The 17,305-nt window shown below is 45.7% G+C and carries 11 protein-coding genes; 9 read left to right on the top strand and 2 right to left on the bottom strand.

Annotated elements, in window-relative coordinates; all coding sequences use genetic code 11:
• Positions 1 to 12 precede the first annotated feature (12 nt).
• Together asd and ACHZC4_RS00955 are read left to right on the top strand one after the other, a co-directional pair.
• Positions 13 to 873 carry an archaetidylserine decarboxylase gene (asd, locus tag ACHZC4_RS00960; RefSeq protein WP_394751883.1) on the top strand — a complete coding sequence of 287 codons (861 nt, stop codon included), beginning with the start codon at positions 13 to 15 and terminating at the stop codon, positions 871 to 873.
• Between the two features lie 444 nt (positions 874 to 1,317).
• A complete protein-coding gene (locus tag ACHZC4_RS00955) occupies positions 1,318 to 1,560 on the top strand; it encodes a VF530 family DNA-binding protein (protein WP_394752128.1) in 243 nt (80 codons plus the stop codon).
• Positions 1,561 to 1,576: 16 nt separating this feature from the next.
• On the opposite strand, the gene ACHZC4_RS00950 is transcribed toward ACHZC4_RS00955, so the two are convergent.
• Entirely contained in the window at positions 1,577 to 3,379 is a 1,803-nt protein-coding gene (locus ACHZC4_RS00950; protein WP_394751882.1) for a M14 family metallopeptidase, read from the bottom strand.
• Between the two features lie 171 nt (positions 3,380 to 3,550).
• Positions 3,551 to 4,183, bottom strand: coding sequence for a discoidin domain-containing protein (locus ACHZC4_RS00945; protein ID WP_394751881.1), 633 nt, complete (start codon positions 4,181 to 4,183; stop codon positions 3,551 to 3,553).
• 242 nt (positions 4,184 to 4,425) lie between these two features.
• On the opposite strand from ACHZC4_RS00945, the gene ACHZC4_RS00940 reads away from it, so the two are divergent.
• The 7 genes from ACHZC4_RS00940 to ACHZC4_RS00910 all read left to right on the top strand — a co-directional run bounded on the left by ACHZC4_RS00940 (position 4,426) and on the right by ACHZC4_RS00910 (position 17,249).
• Positions 4,426 to 5,298: a class I SAM-dependent methyltransferase gene (locus ACHZC4_RS00940; protein ID WP_394751880.1), complete on the top strand. Its 873-nt coding sequence runs from the start codon at positions 4,426 to 4,428 to the stop codon at positions 5,296 to 5,298.
• Positions 5,299 to 5,347: 49 nt separating this feature from the next.
• Entirely contained in the window at positions 5,348 to 6,454 is a 1,107-nt protein-coding gene (locus tag ACHZC4_RS00935; protein ID WP_394751878.1) for an AI-2E family transporter, read from the top strand.
• A gap of 1,104 nt (positions 6,455 to 7,558) precedes the next feature.
• The gene (locus ACHZC4_RS00930) at positions 7,559 to 10,060 is read left to right on the top strand and encodes an Ig-like domain-containing protein (protein ID WP_394751877.1); all 2,502 of its coding nucleotides are present in this window, start codon (positions 7,559 to 7,561) and stop codon (positions 10,058 to 10,060) included.
• Positions 10,061 to 10,223: 163 nt separating this feature from the next.
• Positions 10,224 to 10,961, top strand: a complete 738-nt coding sequence (locus ACHZC4_RS00925; protein WP_394751876.1) for a hypothetical protein — start codon at positions 10,224 to 10,226, stop codon at positions 10,959 to 10,961.
• Positions 10,962 to 10,971: 10 nt separating this feature from the next.
• Positions 10,972 to 13,533, top strand: coding sequence for an HYR domain-containing protein (locus tag ACHZC4_RS00920; protein ID WP_394751875.1), 2,562 nt, complete (start codon positions 10,972 to 10,974; stop codon positions 13,531 to 13,533).
• Positions 13,534 to 13,725: 192 nt separating this feature from the next.
• The gene (locus ACHZC4_RS00915) at positions 13,726 to 16,248 is read left to right on the top strand and encodes a multicopper oxidase domain-containing protein (protein ID WP_394751874.1); all 2,523 of its coding nucleotides are present in this window, start codon (positions 13,726 to 13,728) and stop codon (positions 16,246 to 16,248) included.
• A 17-nt stretch (positions 16,249 to 16,265) separates the two neighbouring features.
• Positions 16,266 to 17,249, top strand: a complete 984-nt coding sequence (locus ACHZC4_RS00910; protein WP_394751873.1) for an SCO family protein — start codon at positions 16,266 to 16,268, stop codon at positions 17,247 to 17,249.
• Positions 17,250 to 17,305: the final 56 nt, after the last annotated feature.

Below are 17,305 nucleotides of genomic sequence, written 5' to 3'. Positions count from 1 at the left end.
CCTCTTGTTTACATGACATTTAAAGAAGCCCTGGCAACCTTGCCACAATATATCCTGCCACATCATTTTTTGTCGCGCATAATGCGGCGCATTTCACATTCAGAAAATAACTTTATTAAGACACTGTTCATCACGCAGATTATCAAGCATTACGACGTCAACATGGCTGAATCCATTGAAGAGGATATCAGTGCTTTTAAAAGTTTTAACCATTTTTTTACCCGCGCACTTAAGCCCGGCTTACGGCCTGTTACAAGTGAGGCCAATGCTATTGCCAGTCCTGCTGATGGAGCGGTTAGTCAGGCGGGAGCGATTACTAACGGCACTATTTTTCAGGCCAAAGGCAAAAGCTTTACTGCTATTGATTTGTTAGGCGGCAATGCCGAACGTGCTGCGCCGTTTAATAACGGCATGTTCAGCACCATTTACTTGGCACCCAAGGATTATCACCGTATGCACATGCCGCTTACCGGTACACTGCGCGAGATGATACATGTGCCTGGACGTTTGTTTAGTGTTAATACGGTAACGGCCAATAACGTGCCGGGCTTGTTTGCCCGAAATGAGCGCGTAGTCGCTATTTTTGACACCGCCGCAGGGCCGATGGCCTTGGTGATGGTAGGCGCTATTTTTGTGTGTAGCATAGAAACTGTTTGGCATGGTGAAGTGACACCACCCAGCGCTACCAGTGTGCAAACCTGGCATTATGATGACAAACCCATAACGCTTAATATCGGCGAGGAGCTTGGGCGTTTTAATATGGGATCTACCATTATTGTGCTATTTGGCAAAGATGCAGCGCAGTGGCGTGATGGGCTTGTTGCCGGTGAAGCGGTTAGACTGGGTGAACAGATTGGGACTGTGATGGTTTAACGTTTAGACTTCGCGTTTAAAGCGGAAGAAGCATTATTGTTGTTGAGTTACAATGTACTCTTAAAAATGTAAAAATAATGTTACGCTCATTTTCCTGGGCAGAAAACGACTAAGCCATTGTTTAATTTTATTTTTTAGTGGAACGCACACTAAAGACACTTGGCTATACAGCGTTGAACACAACATTGTCTCGATGCGGAAATTACTCCCATACAAGACATTGATCACACCTAGGAACCCATGTTAAAAAGCGATGTTGAATATCGATTTGTTACTGATCTGGCCAGCTTGGGCATTGGTGGGCGATGGATTTTGGATCCGATAATTTCAAGACCCATCGCACTTATTTAAACCCATCAAAAACGGACAACAATCATGATCTCGCCACCTGATAATCTCCCGGATGCGCCGGTTACTCAAGCTGAACAACTGCCCGTTGAGCCGATAAAGCAACGGCACAATCCTTTACATGGCCTGACCCTGGAAACCATAGTAACCGCACTGGTAGCGCACTATGGCTGGGATGAATTGGCTGAGCGAATCCCGATACGGTGTTTTAGTACTGACCCCAGCATTATCTCAAGCCTGAAATTTTTACGTAAAACGCCATGGGCGCGTGACAAAGTGGAAGGGCTTTACGGTTTTATGCTACGTGACATTAACCGAGTAGCTAAGCGTGACGATTAAATCTACGTGGTTTGACTTAATATCTGACCCTAACGGCTAACCAATCCAGCGAAAAATCACGCAATGGAGAGCTTGCCACATTCGTCAAGCGCACTCTAAAGCTATGATTAGCTAAATCATTTGAAGCCCAAGTACGTCCCCAAGTATCTGAAATACCCCCTAAGGTGTAAGCTTGAAGATGAGTAGTTAATGTGCCCGTTAACTTGGGTGTCGTCCACGTTTGTCCACCATCCCATGACAATTGTGTGCAAATATGCGGTTCATTCAAGGCACTGTCGGCTTTAGCATACAGCTTTAGCTCTAGGCCTTTAACATTTGCCTCTTTAGGGATATTGATAAAATAATCATAAAAATCATGACTATCTTTACCTTTATCATCACAAGCCACAACCTTGCCGATACCACTATTGATATCAACAGCGCTGAGTTTCTGAGGTGAATAAGCATTGACGGGGCTGATATCATAGCCATTATTATCACCGGCATTACGCGACACAGGATTATCGTCACTGGGGCTGTAAAAGCCCGTAGTAACCGTATCGCAATACTGCACTTTTTTACCAATTGCGCTGTACGGACACGCCGCTTGAGCCATTAAATACAAAATGGCGGCACGATTACGGGCGGTTTCTTTGGGAATAACCTTATCAGACGGGTAAAAACCGCCTTTACCCAAGGTTTTCGGCGCCATCTCGAAGGTATAATTAAGAATGCCGTGTACGCCGTATAACCAATCGTTCAAGGTACCGTCGGCAATATACATATCGCTCCACTGCTTGGGTGCGTAGCCATTTAGCTTGGCCATTTGCTTGCCCATCGCCACCAATACATCATGGTCATCCTGGGTCATATCAACGGGCACATCCGTTAGTGTGTAACTGTACGGCCACAAAACCAGTTCTGAATAACTATGAAAATCAATAGCCACTTTGATTTGCTGCTTGCCCTTCAATACGCGGCTATTAACAAAATCACGCACTACCTTGGTTTCTGGCGCAGAAAATTCGGCATCACCTTTATACGTTGGACTGCTGGGAATAGCTTTACTGCCGTCACAGCATCCCCACACATAATTCCAATTGCGATTTAAATCACTGCCCAGTGCTTTAGACTTGGCATTAGGTTGGCGATTTTTACGCCAAGACCGGTAAGAACCGCTAGCGGTATCGTATTCGCCGCCATCGGGATTCATATCAAAAATAATCCAGATTTCGCGGTCATTGACCAAACGCATAATTTGCTGATCATTAGCGTATTCAGTGGTTAACATTTTTAAAGTGTATAACGCTTGCTCTACTGTCAGATGCTCACGCGCATGCTGATGATGCGTTAATAAAATTTCAGGCTCGGGCTCATCTTTTTCAACATTGTCCGATATTTTACCCGCCCAGATGGTACGCCCTTGGACAGAAATACCTAAATTAAACAACTTAAAAATAGCCGGATAGTCGGTTTCTGCCTGCTGTATTTCGGCCACCATTTCCGCATAATCATGATAATCAGAGTCGGTAGCCGAAAAAGCTAACATTTTGCCTTCATCCTGCGTTGGCCGGGCAATAGAAAAACCCAGTTGGGCGATGGCTGTTTTTTCTAACGCTGTTGCCTCAACCAAGACATAGTCATGACCCGCTTCGAGTATAAGTGCGCCGGTTTTAGCAATTTTTGAACGGTTGATGGCACTAAAAACCCGATCCACCTTATAAACACTCGACGCTTGCTTATCCACAGCAACCGCAGCGTTGCCTATGCCTATTGAAAGCAAACTGGCCAATAATAAGGGCGTCAGAAAAAAAATCAAAAAATGCTTAAATCTACTCATGTTACCCTGATGTTATTTATACCATCCGATCATAAAAATGCTCTACAACACCACTTTGGTTATAAGCATTAATGCAAATGTGTACTCAAAAAATGGGTCAATTGTAAACTTTTTATTAGTTTTCACAAACCCATAATCTAATAATATCATCATTTTTGAAGGAGTTTATAATCAAAAAGGCAGTGCCATGCTTCTTTGAGAAAAACCAGTTTTTGCCCGTAGTGCCAATAAACCTAATAGTGATAAAGCCAATAAGCCCATCACTTGAGGCTCAGGTACAGAAACACCTGTTTCAAATTTAACTTCGCTTAAACCGCTGTAAGAACTGCCGTAATTTGACAAAATTGAAAATTGAACATATTGGGCAGTTTGAGAGAATGCCTTAAATTCAGGTTCAAACCAACCAGCAACACCGCTTCCTTGAGCCAGAGTGGCCGAAAAAACTGGAACAAAGTCTAAGCCATCCAGCGACGTTAAAATATTAAATTGCTTTACGCCAGATGTAGTCGTGGCATTGTCTGGGTTATATTGCCATACATAAGCACCACTTAAATCATAAACACTTCCCAAATCAAAAGTAAGTGTTGCGGTTATCGATTGATTACTCAACCACATATTGTCAAAATCCGTATTATGCAGCTGATTATCCATTCCCACACTGTTAATCAGATTATCTGCATCCGAATTAATAAAAGTGCTTGAAGCCACGACCGATTTAGGTGTTATCACTATTGCACTCACTATAGGAGATGTCAGCATCATTAAATTGGCCATTGCAGCCAAAGCCAAAATTTTCAATTTCATTTTTATCCTCTTATAACTATTTTCAATCTGTTTTAAATCCTTAACCTAATATAAATCCATTATTTTTCCGGTAATACCGGTAACTATAAACAGATAGTTTTCAAAAAAAATTAATCTATTGATAGTACATTGAGTATAGTTAATGTAAAGCTAACAACAAGTCTCATGCTAATATTTTTTCAACACCTGTAAACTTATTTAGCTTAAGCTAATAAACCCAACCTTAAACGGTTAAATTTGCCATGAAAACACCTGATCCATTAAAAAAACAAACTCACCGGGTAACTGTCAACCTACCCTATTTTGATGATTTGCTAGCCTTATTAGCCCAAGACAATAAAGTGGTTGCCGAAAGCTTTGGACGCCATGTGCACTGGGGTTATTGGCCGAAACCTACCCATGCCTTGCCGACTAGCGCCGATTTTGCACAGGCCGCAGAAAACCTAAGTGAGCAAGTGTGCCTTGCAGGTCACGTGGGTAATAATCTTACTGTGCTTGATGTCGGCTGCGGCTTTGGCGGCACCATTGCCCATATCAACGAAAACCATACCGGCATGACATTAACAGGATTAAATATTGATGAGCGCCAATTGCACAGGGCGCGTGCTACTGTTGTAGCTCAAAACGGCAATCATATTGATTTTCAACAAGGCAATGCCTGTGCCCTGCCCTTTGCCGATCAATCCTTTGACACCGTGCTGGCGGTTGAATGTATTTTCCATTTTCCTGATCGTGAGCAATTTTTTGCTGAAGCCTATCGGGTGCTTAAGCCGGGTGGTTATTTAGCGTTATCCGATTTTATCCCTCATGCGGCCATAGCACCGTTAACAAAAATAAAACTCCCAGAGAGCTTAAGTATCGGCTTTTACGGCAAATGCAACGTACAATACACCACTGCTCATTATCGGAACTTAGCCAAGCAAATGCGCTTTAATCTGCACACTGAACGGGACATTACCGACAACACCTTGCCCACATACACTTATCTAAACTGGCTTGCACGCCAACAACGCGTTGCGCGACCTATTGCCCGCTTAGAAACAGCGGCATTAGAATGCTTAAGTCGGTTGAAATTATTAAACTACTACATCTACGGCTTCCAAAAACCTTTTTAGCATTAAAAACAAGCCATCCAGACCATTGCCATAATTAAAATAAGACGTAATGCCCATGCAAAACCAATCCGTCAATTTACGATTTTTTATAGAACGCTTTAATCGATTTTTGCCCAATACACAAACGGTTTCCCTGGCCATTATTTTAGTGGTCAGTTTTGTGCTGATTTATTCTCTCGCTGATTTATTAATGCCGGTGTTTGCCTCTATTGTGCTGGCCTATTTACTGGAAGGTATCGTAGAGAAACTTGAAGGTCTAAAAATGCACCGCTTACCCGCTGTGTATTTGGTATTTTCCTGTTTTATGGCCTGTCTTGGCATTTTGTTATTTTATTTAATGCCTATTGTGTCAGAACAAGCGGTAGAACTGGTACAGCATATTCCGGCCATTATTTCGAGCTTTCAGGATGAAATTATGCGCTTGCCGCAAACTTATCCGCAGTTTATTTCCGAGCATAAAATTCAGGACATTTTGTTTAAGGTGCAAAGCGAATTACTGAATTACGGACAAAACATGTTGTCGTTTTCGGCGGCTTCGGTGGTGAGTTTAGTGAGTGCGATGGTGTATTTGTTTTTGGTACCGATGATGGTGTTTTTCTTTTTAAAAGATAAGCAATTGCTTATTGATTGGTTTTTGCAGTTTTTACCCGAAGAACGTAATTTATCGGTACGGGTGTGGGAAGAAATTGATATGCAAATTGGTAACTACATTCGCGGGAAATTTGCGGAGATTCTGATTATGTGGTTTGTCAGCTATGTGACTTACAAAACCATGGGCTTAAATTATGCGCTACTGCTGTCAGTATTAATGGGTTTGCAAGTGGTTATTCCCTACATCGGCGCAACTTTAGTTACTTTTCCAGTGCTGGGGGTGGCGTATTTCCAATGGGGCTTAAGCGGTGATAATTTTCTGTATATTTTGATTGCCTATTCAATTATTCAGGCTTTAGACGGCGTTATTCTGGTGCCGGTATTATTTTCCGAAGCGGTTAATTTACATGCGATTGCCATTATTGTAGCCATTCTATTTTTTGGTGGCTTATGGGGATTTTGGGGGGTATTTTTGGCGATTCCATTGGCTACGGTCGTTAAAGCCGTGCTAACTGCCTGGCCCGCTTGGCCACAAGTGGAGGATAAAGAAGTCAGTGAAGTTTAAAAAAAATCAGCTTTCCTTTGTTTGTTTTTTATACATATTACATTTTTAAATATTAAGCAACTTCATGTAATTTTCCATTCAGCTTTTAGCCATAGTAATCAGTTTTTTACATATTTAAGGACTAGTTTTTTGATATGGCTTAGTTTTTGCCTCCCCTATTTACATATTTATCAACTCCTTGTCTATCCATCTAAAACACAACGTATTTATTTTTGTACACTGCTGCTGATTGCTACCGAAACTAACAGCAACAAATGCTAAATAAATCATTACAATCAATTTATTAAAATTAATGGCACAGTATGCGCTTAGATATTAATGTGTATTTCTGATACCAATACCCTACATAAACTCTGGAGTTCATTGTCCATAGGACTTTAGCTGTTTGAAGCAAGGATTACCGGTATTGGAGTGCATTTTAGGCTAAGGCCTGCAAGGAATTATGGGGTGTTGCAGTATGGATATTTCTCAATCCGAAAGGAAAAATAGCTTGAATTCATGCGTAAGCCTCAGCCCACTTACCGTAGGTAATTATACGTATGTACACAAATTTTAATCTGCGTATAGTAATTACTGGCAAGAATATCTATTACTGCAAAACGAAGATGGCTGTTGGATAGGTTTGAATTGCCTACGCGGCAAATACTCAAAAATTTTACTCACGCACGGATGCACGCTACTAACGATTTAAGGGGTTATAAAGTATCGGATAAAAATATGAAACGCAAAACTATTGATTTTTTATGGCGTTAAACGTAGTTGCCAATCCGTGGAAGATTGACAACTACATCGGCTGAGTAAAATCAACCTGGGCTTAAAACTTTGGCGGTTTCGAAATCTTGTATTGATTATAACAAAATAATATTAATGTAGACTTAAGTTATTTTTACACCCAACTTTAACGTGTAACGACAAATGCGATTGCCTCTAACGCAATGCAAACATGGCTTGTGTTTGTGTTTGTGTTTGTGTTTGTGTTTGTGTTTGTGTTTGTGTGCGGATACTAGCGCATAAGTGAAATTCTAATAGTAACCACATCTGTTTTTTGAAGAAACTTTTATTACCCCTTTAACTCAGCACACCCTGACTTAATGAGGTATTAAAATGAACAAAATTAAATCTTTAACAGGGAGTACAAACTCCCAACCAGGCAATAGTCGCCTACGTAAAAGTATTCAAATTGCATTGGCGGGTTCAATATTTGTCAGCGGTATGGCAAACGCTGTGCTGCGTGACCGTGGCCCAATAAGAACTGCTGGCACAACCACGTTAGCGGCTGATTTCTTTCCGGACTGGTATCGTGAAACTGCTGACGCAGGTGGCTTGGCAGTCGGCCAATGTATCTATCAAGATGATGCAGGTAATGGCCCTTTGTGTTTGACCAGCACTGCCGATGCCACAGCCGGTCGCTTTGCCGGCAATATTGGGCCGGAAGCATTCTATGCCACTGCTGATGTAACCATTCCCATGACCGGCGGTAACTTGTTGTGGATGGGGCATTTAGAAATGGCTTATTTAACCGCCGATGGCGAACCACCAGCCATTCGCAATGCGGCTGACCCACAGGAAATTGTTTTTTCCCGTGAGCGTATTCGTATTGACTTGCCAACAACCAATGACAACTCCTGTACAGGAGAGTACATCGTTCGTACGCCTTTTGCAGTCCATACTTTTGACATGGTAGAAGGGGCGCGAGCCTTGTTCTATACAGACGACAAGACTGCCATTCCAGGTGATTACGATGCTGCCTTAAAAGGCCACACCGGTCCTTTCCTGAAATGGGATGTGGGTATTGATAACATCAACCCAGTCAGTGCTACCAACCCTGCGGTAACGTTTACCCCACCCGCTGGCCCAGTTCGTAAGTATATCGGTGATCCAAACGTTCCGCATTTGTTTGTGGGTAGTACCGTACCGGCGGGAGCGCCTGCCGGTCATCCTGAGCATCCATTCAATAATTATGTAGAAATTACGCCACCCGCAGGTTGTAACTTGGGTGCTGGTGCTGGGCAACCGCTGTTCAATGAATTGGCTGCCATCTCTGGCCCTATTTGGGATCTGCCCATTGTGGATCCAATCTCCATTAGTAAGGCAACTTACGTCCGTAACTCCACAACTGCTGCCTTAGATGTCTGGGCAGACGGGACTAAAGCGCATGATGTAGTTCTGACAGCTTCATCGGATGCTTCCCAACACATGCCTAGCGTCACGATGTTGGAAGAAAAAATTAGCGGTAATCTCACTGGTCGCTATCATGCCCATTTGGAGTTCGATAAAGATCAACCGATTCCTACCAACGTGACAGTAACCGACCTGACCAGTAATCCGGCTAACCGTTCATCTAGCGGTGTGGTGGATGCCGTAGTCGTTACTAAGTCAGTCTTTGATCCAGTGACAAGAAAGCTTTGTATAGCCGCACATTCTGGAGATGAAACCAACCCGTTACCTTTAAGCCTGAACTCACCTGCTTACGGTGCATTCGGCGCACCGACTGGAACTTGCGGAAAGGTGGCAGATAACGACGTGGTACTGGAAAAAGATTTGAACGAATTTAATCCAGATACCCACTTCATCCCTAAAGACGTTATTGTGCAGTCTAACTTGGGTGGACAAGAAACCAGCCAGCCTGTCAGTGGTACGGGGGTAAGCGATGCACCATTGATTACTGGCGCGATCAGCGATAGCTTCGACAATATACAAGGTACGGGTACAACCACCTTGGATCTCACTGGAGCAAGTTTCGGCGCAAGCCCTAATTTAGCTAAGCTGACTGATAGTGCGGATAACACACCGGGTAACTTCCGTATCGTTGTGGTCAGTCAACCTGTAAATAACTTGGGCGAGCAACTTGGTACAGTGACTGCACCGAGTAGCGGAGGCAGCGTGACCTACACGGCTGAACAGAATATGCCAGCGTCTGAACTGACTTTCTACTATGCAATCCAGAACACGGCCACCAACGAAGTAAGCAATGTTGCCAGAGTGGATTTGAGAGTAAAGAAGACAGTACCACCACCAGTGGGTGTGACTGACAGTCAAGGTGTGTTCCGTAGCAGCGCCGGGGCAATCATTCCGGTGCTTGCTAATGATACGACTGGCCTGAGCAGCACGCTGATTGATCCTGCAACTGTTCAGATTGTAACAGCGCCTGGCCGTGGTACTGCAACACCGAACGCCAATGGTACCATAACCTACACCCCTGTAAGCCAAGGCGCAACAGCCAACAACACCATCGATAGCTTTACCTACACAGTGGCTAATACGGCTGGCATTCGTTCAACACCTATCACAGTACAAGTAGCCTTGAAAACAGCGGCTGAAGCTGTCGCCTTCCAACGCGTCAAATGGACTGGTACACGTTGGGATATCCGTTTTACCAGCACTTACGCGGGTGCGTCCGGTGCCGTTACCTTGACACCAAGTGCGCAATGCGTGATGAGCAACAATGGCACGGCAAACGGCAACATTGGCGGCCCAGTTCTACCGGCTGCTGGTACAAATGCTTACGTGAATGTCGCCACCTCGCCAGCTACTGTCGGCAATACCTGGACGGTTACTTGCACCACATCCAGTGGCGGTGCGGGATCTCGTACCGGAACACTGTAAGCCCTTAGCCAGTAGGGAAACCATAGTAAACGGCGATCACCTTAGGGGGTCGCCGTAACCCCTAAAAAACAGAGGTTGTGGTTGTATCGGCCACTACCTTATTTATGGATGAACTACCCAAGGCTTGATGCAGTATTTTCTGCACTTAAACGTAGGTATCACAATGTATACAAATAAACTCACAAAAACGATAGCGATAGCGCTCTGCTCGGTTATCACCTTACCGGTTGCCGCTGCGCCAAGGTTGATAGGTGATGTCGATTTAAGGCCAGTCAAGACAAGTTATTCATTTTTTTACGCCGATCCCAACAAAGTCTTATTGACAACAGCGACGGTACAGACCCAGTTACAGGAACGCCTTATTGCAGCAGGACTTAGCACTACGCCTTGCCTTATCCCAGGCGACCTTAATGTCAACAATCTAGTTTGTGGCAGTGGTGCAATCCGCTTCGGTGCTGATTTTTTTTCCTTCAACAGTATTACCAACATTCCCAAGCCCAACTTACCTTTTACGGCCGCCGATAAAGATTCAGGGCTTGATAAGGTCAGCATAGAGTTTGGCGTTAATGGCCGATCTCCGGCAGTTAACCAGCCTAACGAGACACCGCGTGTAGTCCACATTCACTTTAATAAACGGATCGCACAATTCGGGATGGTTTTTGATCCCTACATCGTGACCGACACGCCTGATCCTTTGGAAGGGCGAATTTCTGATGGCATACAGTTTGTCGTCAACGGCCAATCGACACCCGTTCGTGACCTTACCCAGGAGTTACGCGGCAATATTCCTTTTGTCGGCGTGGAAGACCCGCATGGCTTTACCGATCTGACTATCATCAGTACGGGCGGTGGATCTATCATCGGTGACCAGTTCACCATCGTACCCCTGACTAATTTCTGAGAGCGCGATCATGAAAACATTAACAATCACGATTAGAAACCTGTTGGCGATTCCGCTCGCCTTAGGTTTGCCGTTTGGCACTTTACACGCCGCGCCCCAATATATCATTACCGATCTGGGTACGCTCGGTGGTATTTACAGTAACGGTGCAGCTATCAACGAATCAGGACAGATAGTCGGTTATTCTCATTTCGCCGCCAATTCTGCGCTACATCCATTCCTTTGGCAAAGCGGTGTAAATCTTGACCTTGGCACACTGGGCGGTACACATGCAATGGCTTTGGGCATTAATAGTGCCGGACAAGTCATTGGCAACTCGCAAATAACCGGGGATGCAGCCAGTCGCGGCTTCGTCTGGAACGTGAACGCCATGTCGTCATTATCTACGCTCGGCGGTACAAGAAGCCGTGCCACCGCCATCAATGATAATGGTGTTATGAGCGGTGCGGCAAGCGTAACAGGAGATACCTCCGAGCATGGTGTCATTTGGCCGACTTCGCTGGTTACGTCACCGACGGATTTAGGTACATTGGGTGGTTCTAATAGCCAAGGCAATGACATCAATATTAATGGCCAAGTTGTTGGCTATGCCGAGAATGCCAGCGGCCTTACTCATGCCATCCGTTGGGTAGCGCCTTACGATGCTGCGTCGCGCTTGGATTTAGGCACCTTGGGAGGTTCTTATAGTGAGGCTTATGGCATTAACGCATTGGGGCATATAACGGGCATTTCCAGTAACGCTAATGATGCCCAGTTTCGGGGCTTCATCTGGCAATCAGGCCAAGGCATGGTTGATTTGGGCACTTTGACCGCCACCAGCACCCATACGGCGGGTCTTGACATCAACTCAAATGATGATGTAGTTGGATATTCGACTACGGCGAGTGGTGTGACAAAGCGTGCCATTATCCGCAAGACCGGAACAACCCTGGCAGACCTCAATGGACTGATTTTACCCAATACGGGTTGGGCGTTGTCTGAAGCCCGCGCTATTAATGATGCAGGACAGATTGTCGGCATCGGCACTTTGACAAAAGTCGATACCGTTAACAATCTCAATCGGGTGGAACCCCACGCCTTCCTATTGACACCTGACACAGTAAAACCAACGATAACCTGTCCTGCAACAATTACTACAACGGGCGCACAACCGATTGGTATAGGTACGGCGATAGCCCAGGATAACCTGGATACAGCGCCAGCTATCACCAATAACCGGCCTACGCCCTTCCCGAATGGCGACACGACCGTCGTGTGGACTGCAACTGACGCTAACGGTAATGCAGCGACTTGTACGCAGTTAGTGACTGTCGGTGGTGACAATACGCCGCCAGTCGTCAGTGTTGCTATTGCACCCGTTTCACCTAGTGCATCCGGTTGGTATTTGGTGTCGCCGAGCGTAACCTGGACAGTCACGGATGCACAATCGGCTATTTCATCCAGGGTGGGGTGTACAAATGTGCCAGCAGTCGCTAACACAGCCCCTGCGGGACAAACCTTTTCGTGTATAGCGACCAGTGCAGGTGGCACATCAACCCCTGTCGTCACTTCTGTTATCAAAGTAGATACTGTTGCGCCTGTATTGGTAGGTGTTCCAGCAGCATTCACCCAACAAGCAAGCAGTCCAACAGGTGCAACGGTAAATTACACTTTGCCAACAGCAACAGATACTTTCTCAGGTGTCAATGGAGTTGTAAGCTGTTTGCCAGCGTCTGGTGCCACCTTACCTATCGGCGCTAACACAATAACCTGCTCTGCTACTGATAACGCTGGCAACAGCAAAAGCGCGAGCTTTGTAGTGACTGTCTTGGCAGCACCCGACACCACACCCCCTGTAATCACACCCACCGTGACCGGTACTATGGGCCAAAACGGCTGGTTTATTGGTCCGGTTACCGTGTCCTGGAGCGCCACTGACGCCCAATCGGCAATTACTTCACCTGCATGTCCATCAGTGGTTATTTCAACCAACGGCATAGGGCAAACCCGTGCTTGCACAGCGACCAGTGCAGGAGGCACTGCAACGGTAAACACACAACTAATAAATATCGACACGCTAGCGCCTAGCTTCACTTGCCCTGCAGCAGTTACCCTGATATCACCCGCTACTGTAACCACACCCACTGCAACTGACAACTTGTCAGCAGCTGTTGTTACCCGTACACCCGCTGGCACGCTGCCCCTTGGAACAACTTCGGTAACCTGGATAGCTAGAGATCAAGCCGGTAACACTACACCATCAACCTGCATTCAACAGGTGACGGTTAATGCCCCGGTTACCGAAACAATCAATGTGCCTGCTTCGACAGCTATTTGTAAGGTTAAGAGCAGCACATCTGGTGAATGGTCAGTACGGGGAACCAGCACTGTCTCAACTAACAACAGAATCCAGCTATATTTAACGTCCACTGTTCCAGTTGATTTAACCAGTAACAGATTAGGTACGTCTGTTCAGGTATCGGCTGGGGCATGGTCGTTTTCGGCTAAACCTGGCCCGGCTTGCAAGACACCCATCAGCTTGCGATCTACTGTTGGTACTATTAAGGAGAATATTGTTGTCAACGTTCAGTAGCAGCATCGTATTTTAATGTCGTTAAGTTAAACCGCCATACCGGTATCAATTACCGGTTGGCTGCCTGGCAATACCTCGGTTTTGTTGAAAAGCTAATTTTTCTAGCCGAGTAATTTGAATTGAATAACAACGTTTGCACTAGGTACACGCTCCAGTGCAGCATTTTAAATCTTTATTAAAGAGGATTGTGTCATGAACAAAACAATCAACTTCAGCCTACAGAGACGCGCTGGAATACTTACGTATAAACCCCATAACTTATCCAGATTGGCTATGGCCATTGCAGCACTGTCTGGCTATTTTTTGTCTGCAATACCCGCACAAGCAGCATTTAATATACCCACAGAAAGCGGTATTAACCCCATTCCTGTATCCAGCCCTCTGTGTATTAATGGTGTTTGTGCAACAGAATTTACTGCCAAGATGCTGATGTTTGAAGAATTTGGCCTTAAAAACATGTCAAGTTCACCCGCTACTCCAATGAGCTTGCCGCAACCTGTCGAAAATCCAACTGACCCTACTGCTGTTTGCAAGAATGCACCAGACGGCGCAGCCTTGGATTATTTTTTAAAGGAAGACCTCTATCCTGCCCCAACTCGTGCGACAGATGAAACGCTAGCTAATGCGTGGGAAACGCAAGTACGGGCTTGTGTTGGCTTGTCTGATCAAACGCCTACGCCAGGCGATGCCCGTCCAGCTGGGGAATGGTTTGCCCACCAACGCTGGGAAGATTTTCCGGCACAAGCCTATTTTCAATCGGCACAGGCCGGGGCGCGCGTTAACGGCGGCATGCGCGACAAGCGACAATTACATGAATACAAAGTCGGTGAGTTTGCGCCTAATAAGGATGGTGTATGTGGCGCACCAGACAGCGGCCTGTATTGTTTGCCCGGTAATACGACGGCAGGCATTGAAATAAAAATGCACCCCAACTTACCCGTGCAAAAACCCAATTCGGTTTGGACTTTTGACGGTACGCTGCCACCTAAGTTGCTCATGGCACGCTATGGCGAAACCCTATTGTTCCGCCATTATAATGCGCTGCCGATTGATGTTGCCGCCAACAACGGCTTTGGTATGCACACCATCTCCACGCATGAACACAATGGCCATAACCCTGCCGAAAGCGATGGTTTTATGCATGCTTACTCTTATCCTGGCCAGTTTTATGACTACCATTGGCCGATGGTATTAGCAGGGCATGACAGTATCAATACTGGGGCAACTGATCTTCGGACTGGGGCACCTGATGGTCATGGCGGCATCACGCAAGTCCCTGGCGACTGGCATGAAACCATGAGTACCCATTGGTTTCATGACCACATGTTGGATTACACCGCGCAAAATGTCTACAAAGGCAATGCGGCCATGATGAACTATTACAGCGCAATTGATCGTGGCCGCGAACCTGAAAATCTGGATCAAGCCAATGGTAATGATAAACCAGGCTACGCTTGTCATTACGCCAATCCTACGGCGGCAAATTTGTGCCTGCCGAGTGGTACAGGTCTTGACTGGGGCAACCGTGATTATGACGTCAATCTAGTGATTGCTGACAAGGCTTGGGATAAAAACGGCCAGCTTAAATTCAACATTTTTAACACCGATGGCTACCTAGGTGACCGCATTACCGTCAACTGGGTTTATAAGCCCTACCTTGATGTCCGTGCCCGCCGTTACCGCTTCCGCATATTAGATGGCAGTGTTTCGCGTTATTTTAAAATAGCCGTTGTCGATGAAACGGGAAAAGTTGTCCCCTCTTACATGGTTGCTAACGACGGCAACCTTATGCAACATACTGTACCATTTCCTAATGCCGCTTCTGCTGAGGGCGCTTGGCCTGAGCAAGGCATAGCCGAGCGCTACGACATGGTAATTGACTTTAAAGGCATGGAAGGCAAAAAACTGTACTTGGTTAATTTGCTGGAGCATGTCAGTGGATTAGGGCCAAACAGGGTGGTTGCTTTAGCAGATGTCATTAGCGGAAGGTATAAAGCAGACGGTAAAAATGGCGATCCAGGCGTTGGCAAGTTCCTGGAGTTCCGAGTAAAGAGCTATAGCGGCACTGATATGAGCATGAATCCAGCCGATTATGTGGAGGGCAAAAAACAAATGATTCCACTGAATAGGCCAACCACCCAGGAACTGCAAGCCGCCGTGCATAGGACATTCGAGTTTGGTAGATCCAGTGGTACAGATGCGACACCTTGGACTATTAAAACCGATGGTGCTGGAGGGTTATCTGCGGATCCACACCGGATTTCAGCGGCACCAAATCTTCCAGCGAATCCAACTGATTTAGGTAAACCGGAGATATGGCATATCAAACTGGGTGGTTTAGGTTGGAGTCATCCGGTACACATCCATTTTGAAGAAGGCCAAATCCTCTACCGTGGTGGTAAAGCGCCGCCACCTTGGGAAAAATACGCCCGTAAAGACGTTTACCGTATCGGACCTCTGGCAGACAGCACTGCAAGTGTGGATATGGCGATTCGTTTTAGGGAATTTGCGGGGACTTATGTAGAGCATTGTCATAATACCCAGCATGAGGATAAGGCTATGCTGCTACGCTGGGATATTCAACGCCCTGGGCAAACCATAGCAATACCCACACCGATGCCAGAATGGGATGGGGTTAAATACGATCCCAGTATATTATTGCCGACGGCTAAAATCGGTGATGTGGCTGCCAAGAAAGCATTTAAGCTACCGTAAGGCAAAGGAGAAAAACAATGAAAACACATAGCGTGATGGGGTATTGGAGGAAATGGCTTATATTCACCGTGTTCATAAGCGCTATTGTCTTTGGGGGTAGTCCTTCTTGGGCTGCGCCCGAGGGTTCTCCCTGGAATGGAGATTATTTCACTAATACCAAACTAGTCGACCAGGATGGTAAAACCGTGCATTTTTATGATGACCTGATTAAGGGTAAAATCGTCGTCATCAATTTCATTTTTACCCATTGCGGTGATTCATGTCCACTGGAAACTGCCAGTTTATTACGGGTACAACGCTTATTGGCTGAGCGCATGGGCAAGGATATTTTCTTTTATTCCATCAGCATTGACCCTGACCACGATACTCCTAAAGCCCTGAAAAACTATGCAGATAACTTTGGTATAGGTGCAGGCTGGCGTTTTCTAACCGGAAGCAAAGCCGACACCACGCTACTGCGTAAAAAATTGGGTCTATTCAGAGACAGCGTAGAAGCCAGCAAGCTCAGCGATCATAACACCAGTATTATGATCGGCAATGAAAGCACAGGGCAATGGATGAAACGTTCACCCTTTGACGAACCCAAGGTTTTGGCCTGGCAGTTGGGTTATGCGTTGTCCAATACTAAAGCTGTACATAATACTGTCCAGACGGGTTATGCGGCAGCAGATAAGCTTCCAAAAATTAGCAAAGGTGCTGACCTATTTCGCTTTCGATGTGCAGCATGTCATAGCCTGGGTAATGAAGATGGTTTAGGCCCAGGACTGCAAGGCATAACAGAACGGCGCGATAAAGCCTGGCTTGCTCGCTGGATAAAAACTCCTGACAAATTACTGGCCGAAAAAGACCCTATTGCGGTTAGTCTCTACAAACGTTACAACCATATACTGATGCCTAATTTAAGGCTTAACGACAGTGACGTGGAGGCTTTAATTAATTATATGGAAGAAATGGGTAAATCTGGACAGCAAGTGCTATCGCTTTCTGGAAAAAAATCGTAACAGGCTCCACCTTTAAGAGAAGATATCCGTTCGCTCTGAGCTTGTCGAAGGGTTTG

Source organism: Crenothrix sp. (assembly GCF_043729335.1).
Classification (GTDB): Bacteria; Pseudomonadota; Gammaproteobacteria; order Methylococcales; family Methylomonadaceae; genus Crenothrix.
This window is presented reverse-complemented; position numbering and strand designations above follow the sequence as displayed.

Coding starts and splice junctions, on each gene's coding strand:
- asd (WP_394751883.1), top strand. CDS start 13: ATGACATTTAAAGAAGCCCTGGCAACCTTGCCACAATATATCCTGCCA.
- ACHZC4_RS00950 (WP_394751882.1), bottom strand. CDS start 3,379: ATGAGTAGATTTAAGCATTTTTTGATTTTTTTTCTGACGCCCTTATTA.
- ACHZC4_RS00945 (WP_394751881.1), bottom strand. CDS start 4,183: ATGAAATTGAAAATTTTGGCTTTGGCTGCAATGGCCAATTTAATGATG.
- ACHZC4_RS00940 (WP_394751880.1), top strand. CDS start 4,426: ATGAAAACACCTGATCCATTAAAAAAACAAACTCACCGGGTAACTGTC.
- ACHZC4_RS00935 (WP_394751878.1), top strand. CDS start 5,348: ATGCCCATGCAAAACCAATCCGTCAATTTACGATTTTTTATAGAACGC.
- ACHZC4_RS00930 (WP_394751877.1), top strand. CDS start 7,559: ATGAACAAAATTAAATCTTTAACAGGGAGTACAAACTCCCAACCAGGC.
- ACHZC4_RS00925 (WP_394751876.1), top strand. CDS start 10,224: ATGTATACAAATAAACTCACAAAAACGATAGCGATAGCGCTCTGCTCG.
- ACHZC4_RS00920 (WP_394751875.1), top strand. CDS start 10,972: ATGAAAACATTAACAATCACGATTAGAAACCTGTTGGCGATTCCGCTC.
- ACHZC4_RS00915 (WP_394751874.1), top strand. CDS start 13,726: ATGAACAAAACAATCAACTTCAGCCTACAGAGACGCGCTGGAATACTT.
- ACHZC4_RS00910 (WP_394751873.1), top strand. CDS start 16,266: ATGAAAACACATAGCGTGATGGGGTATTGGAGGAAATGGCTTATATTC.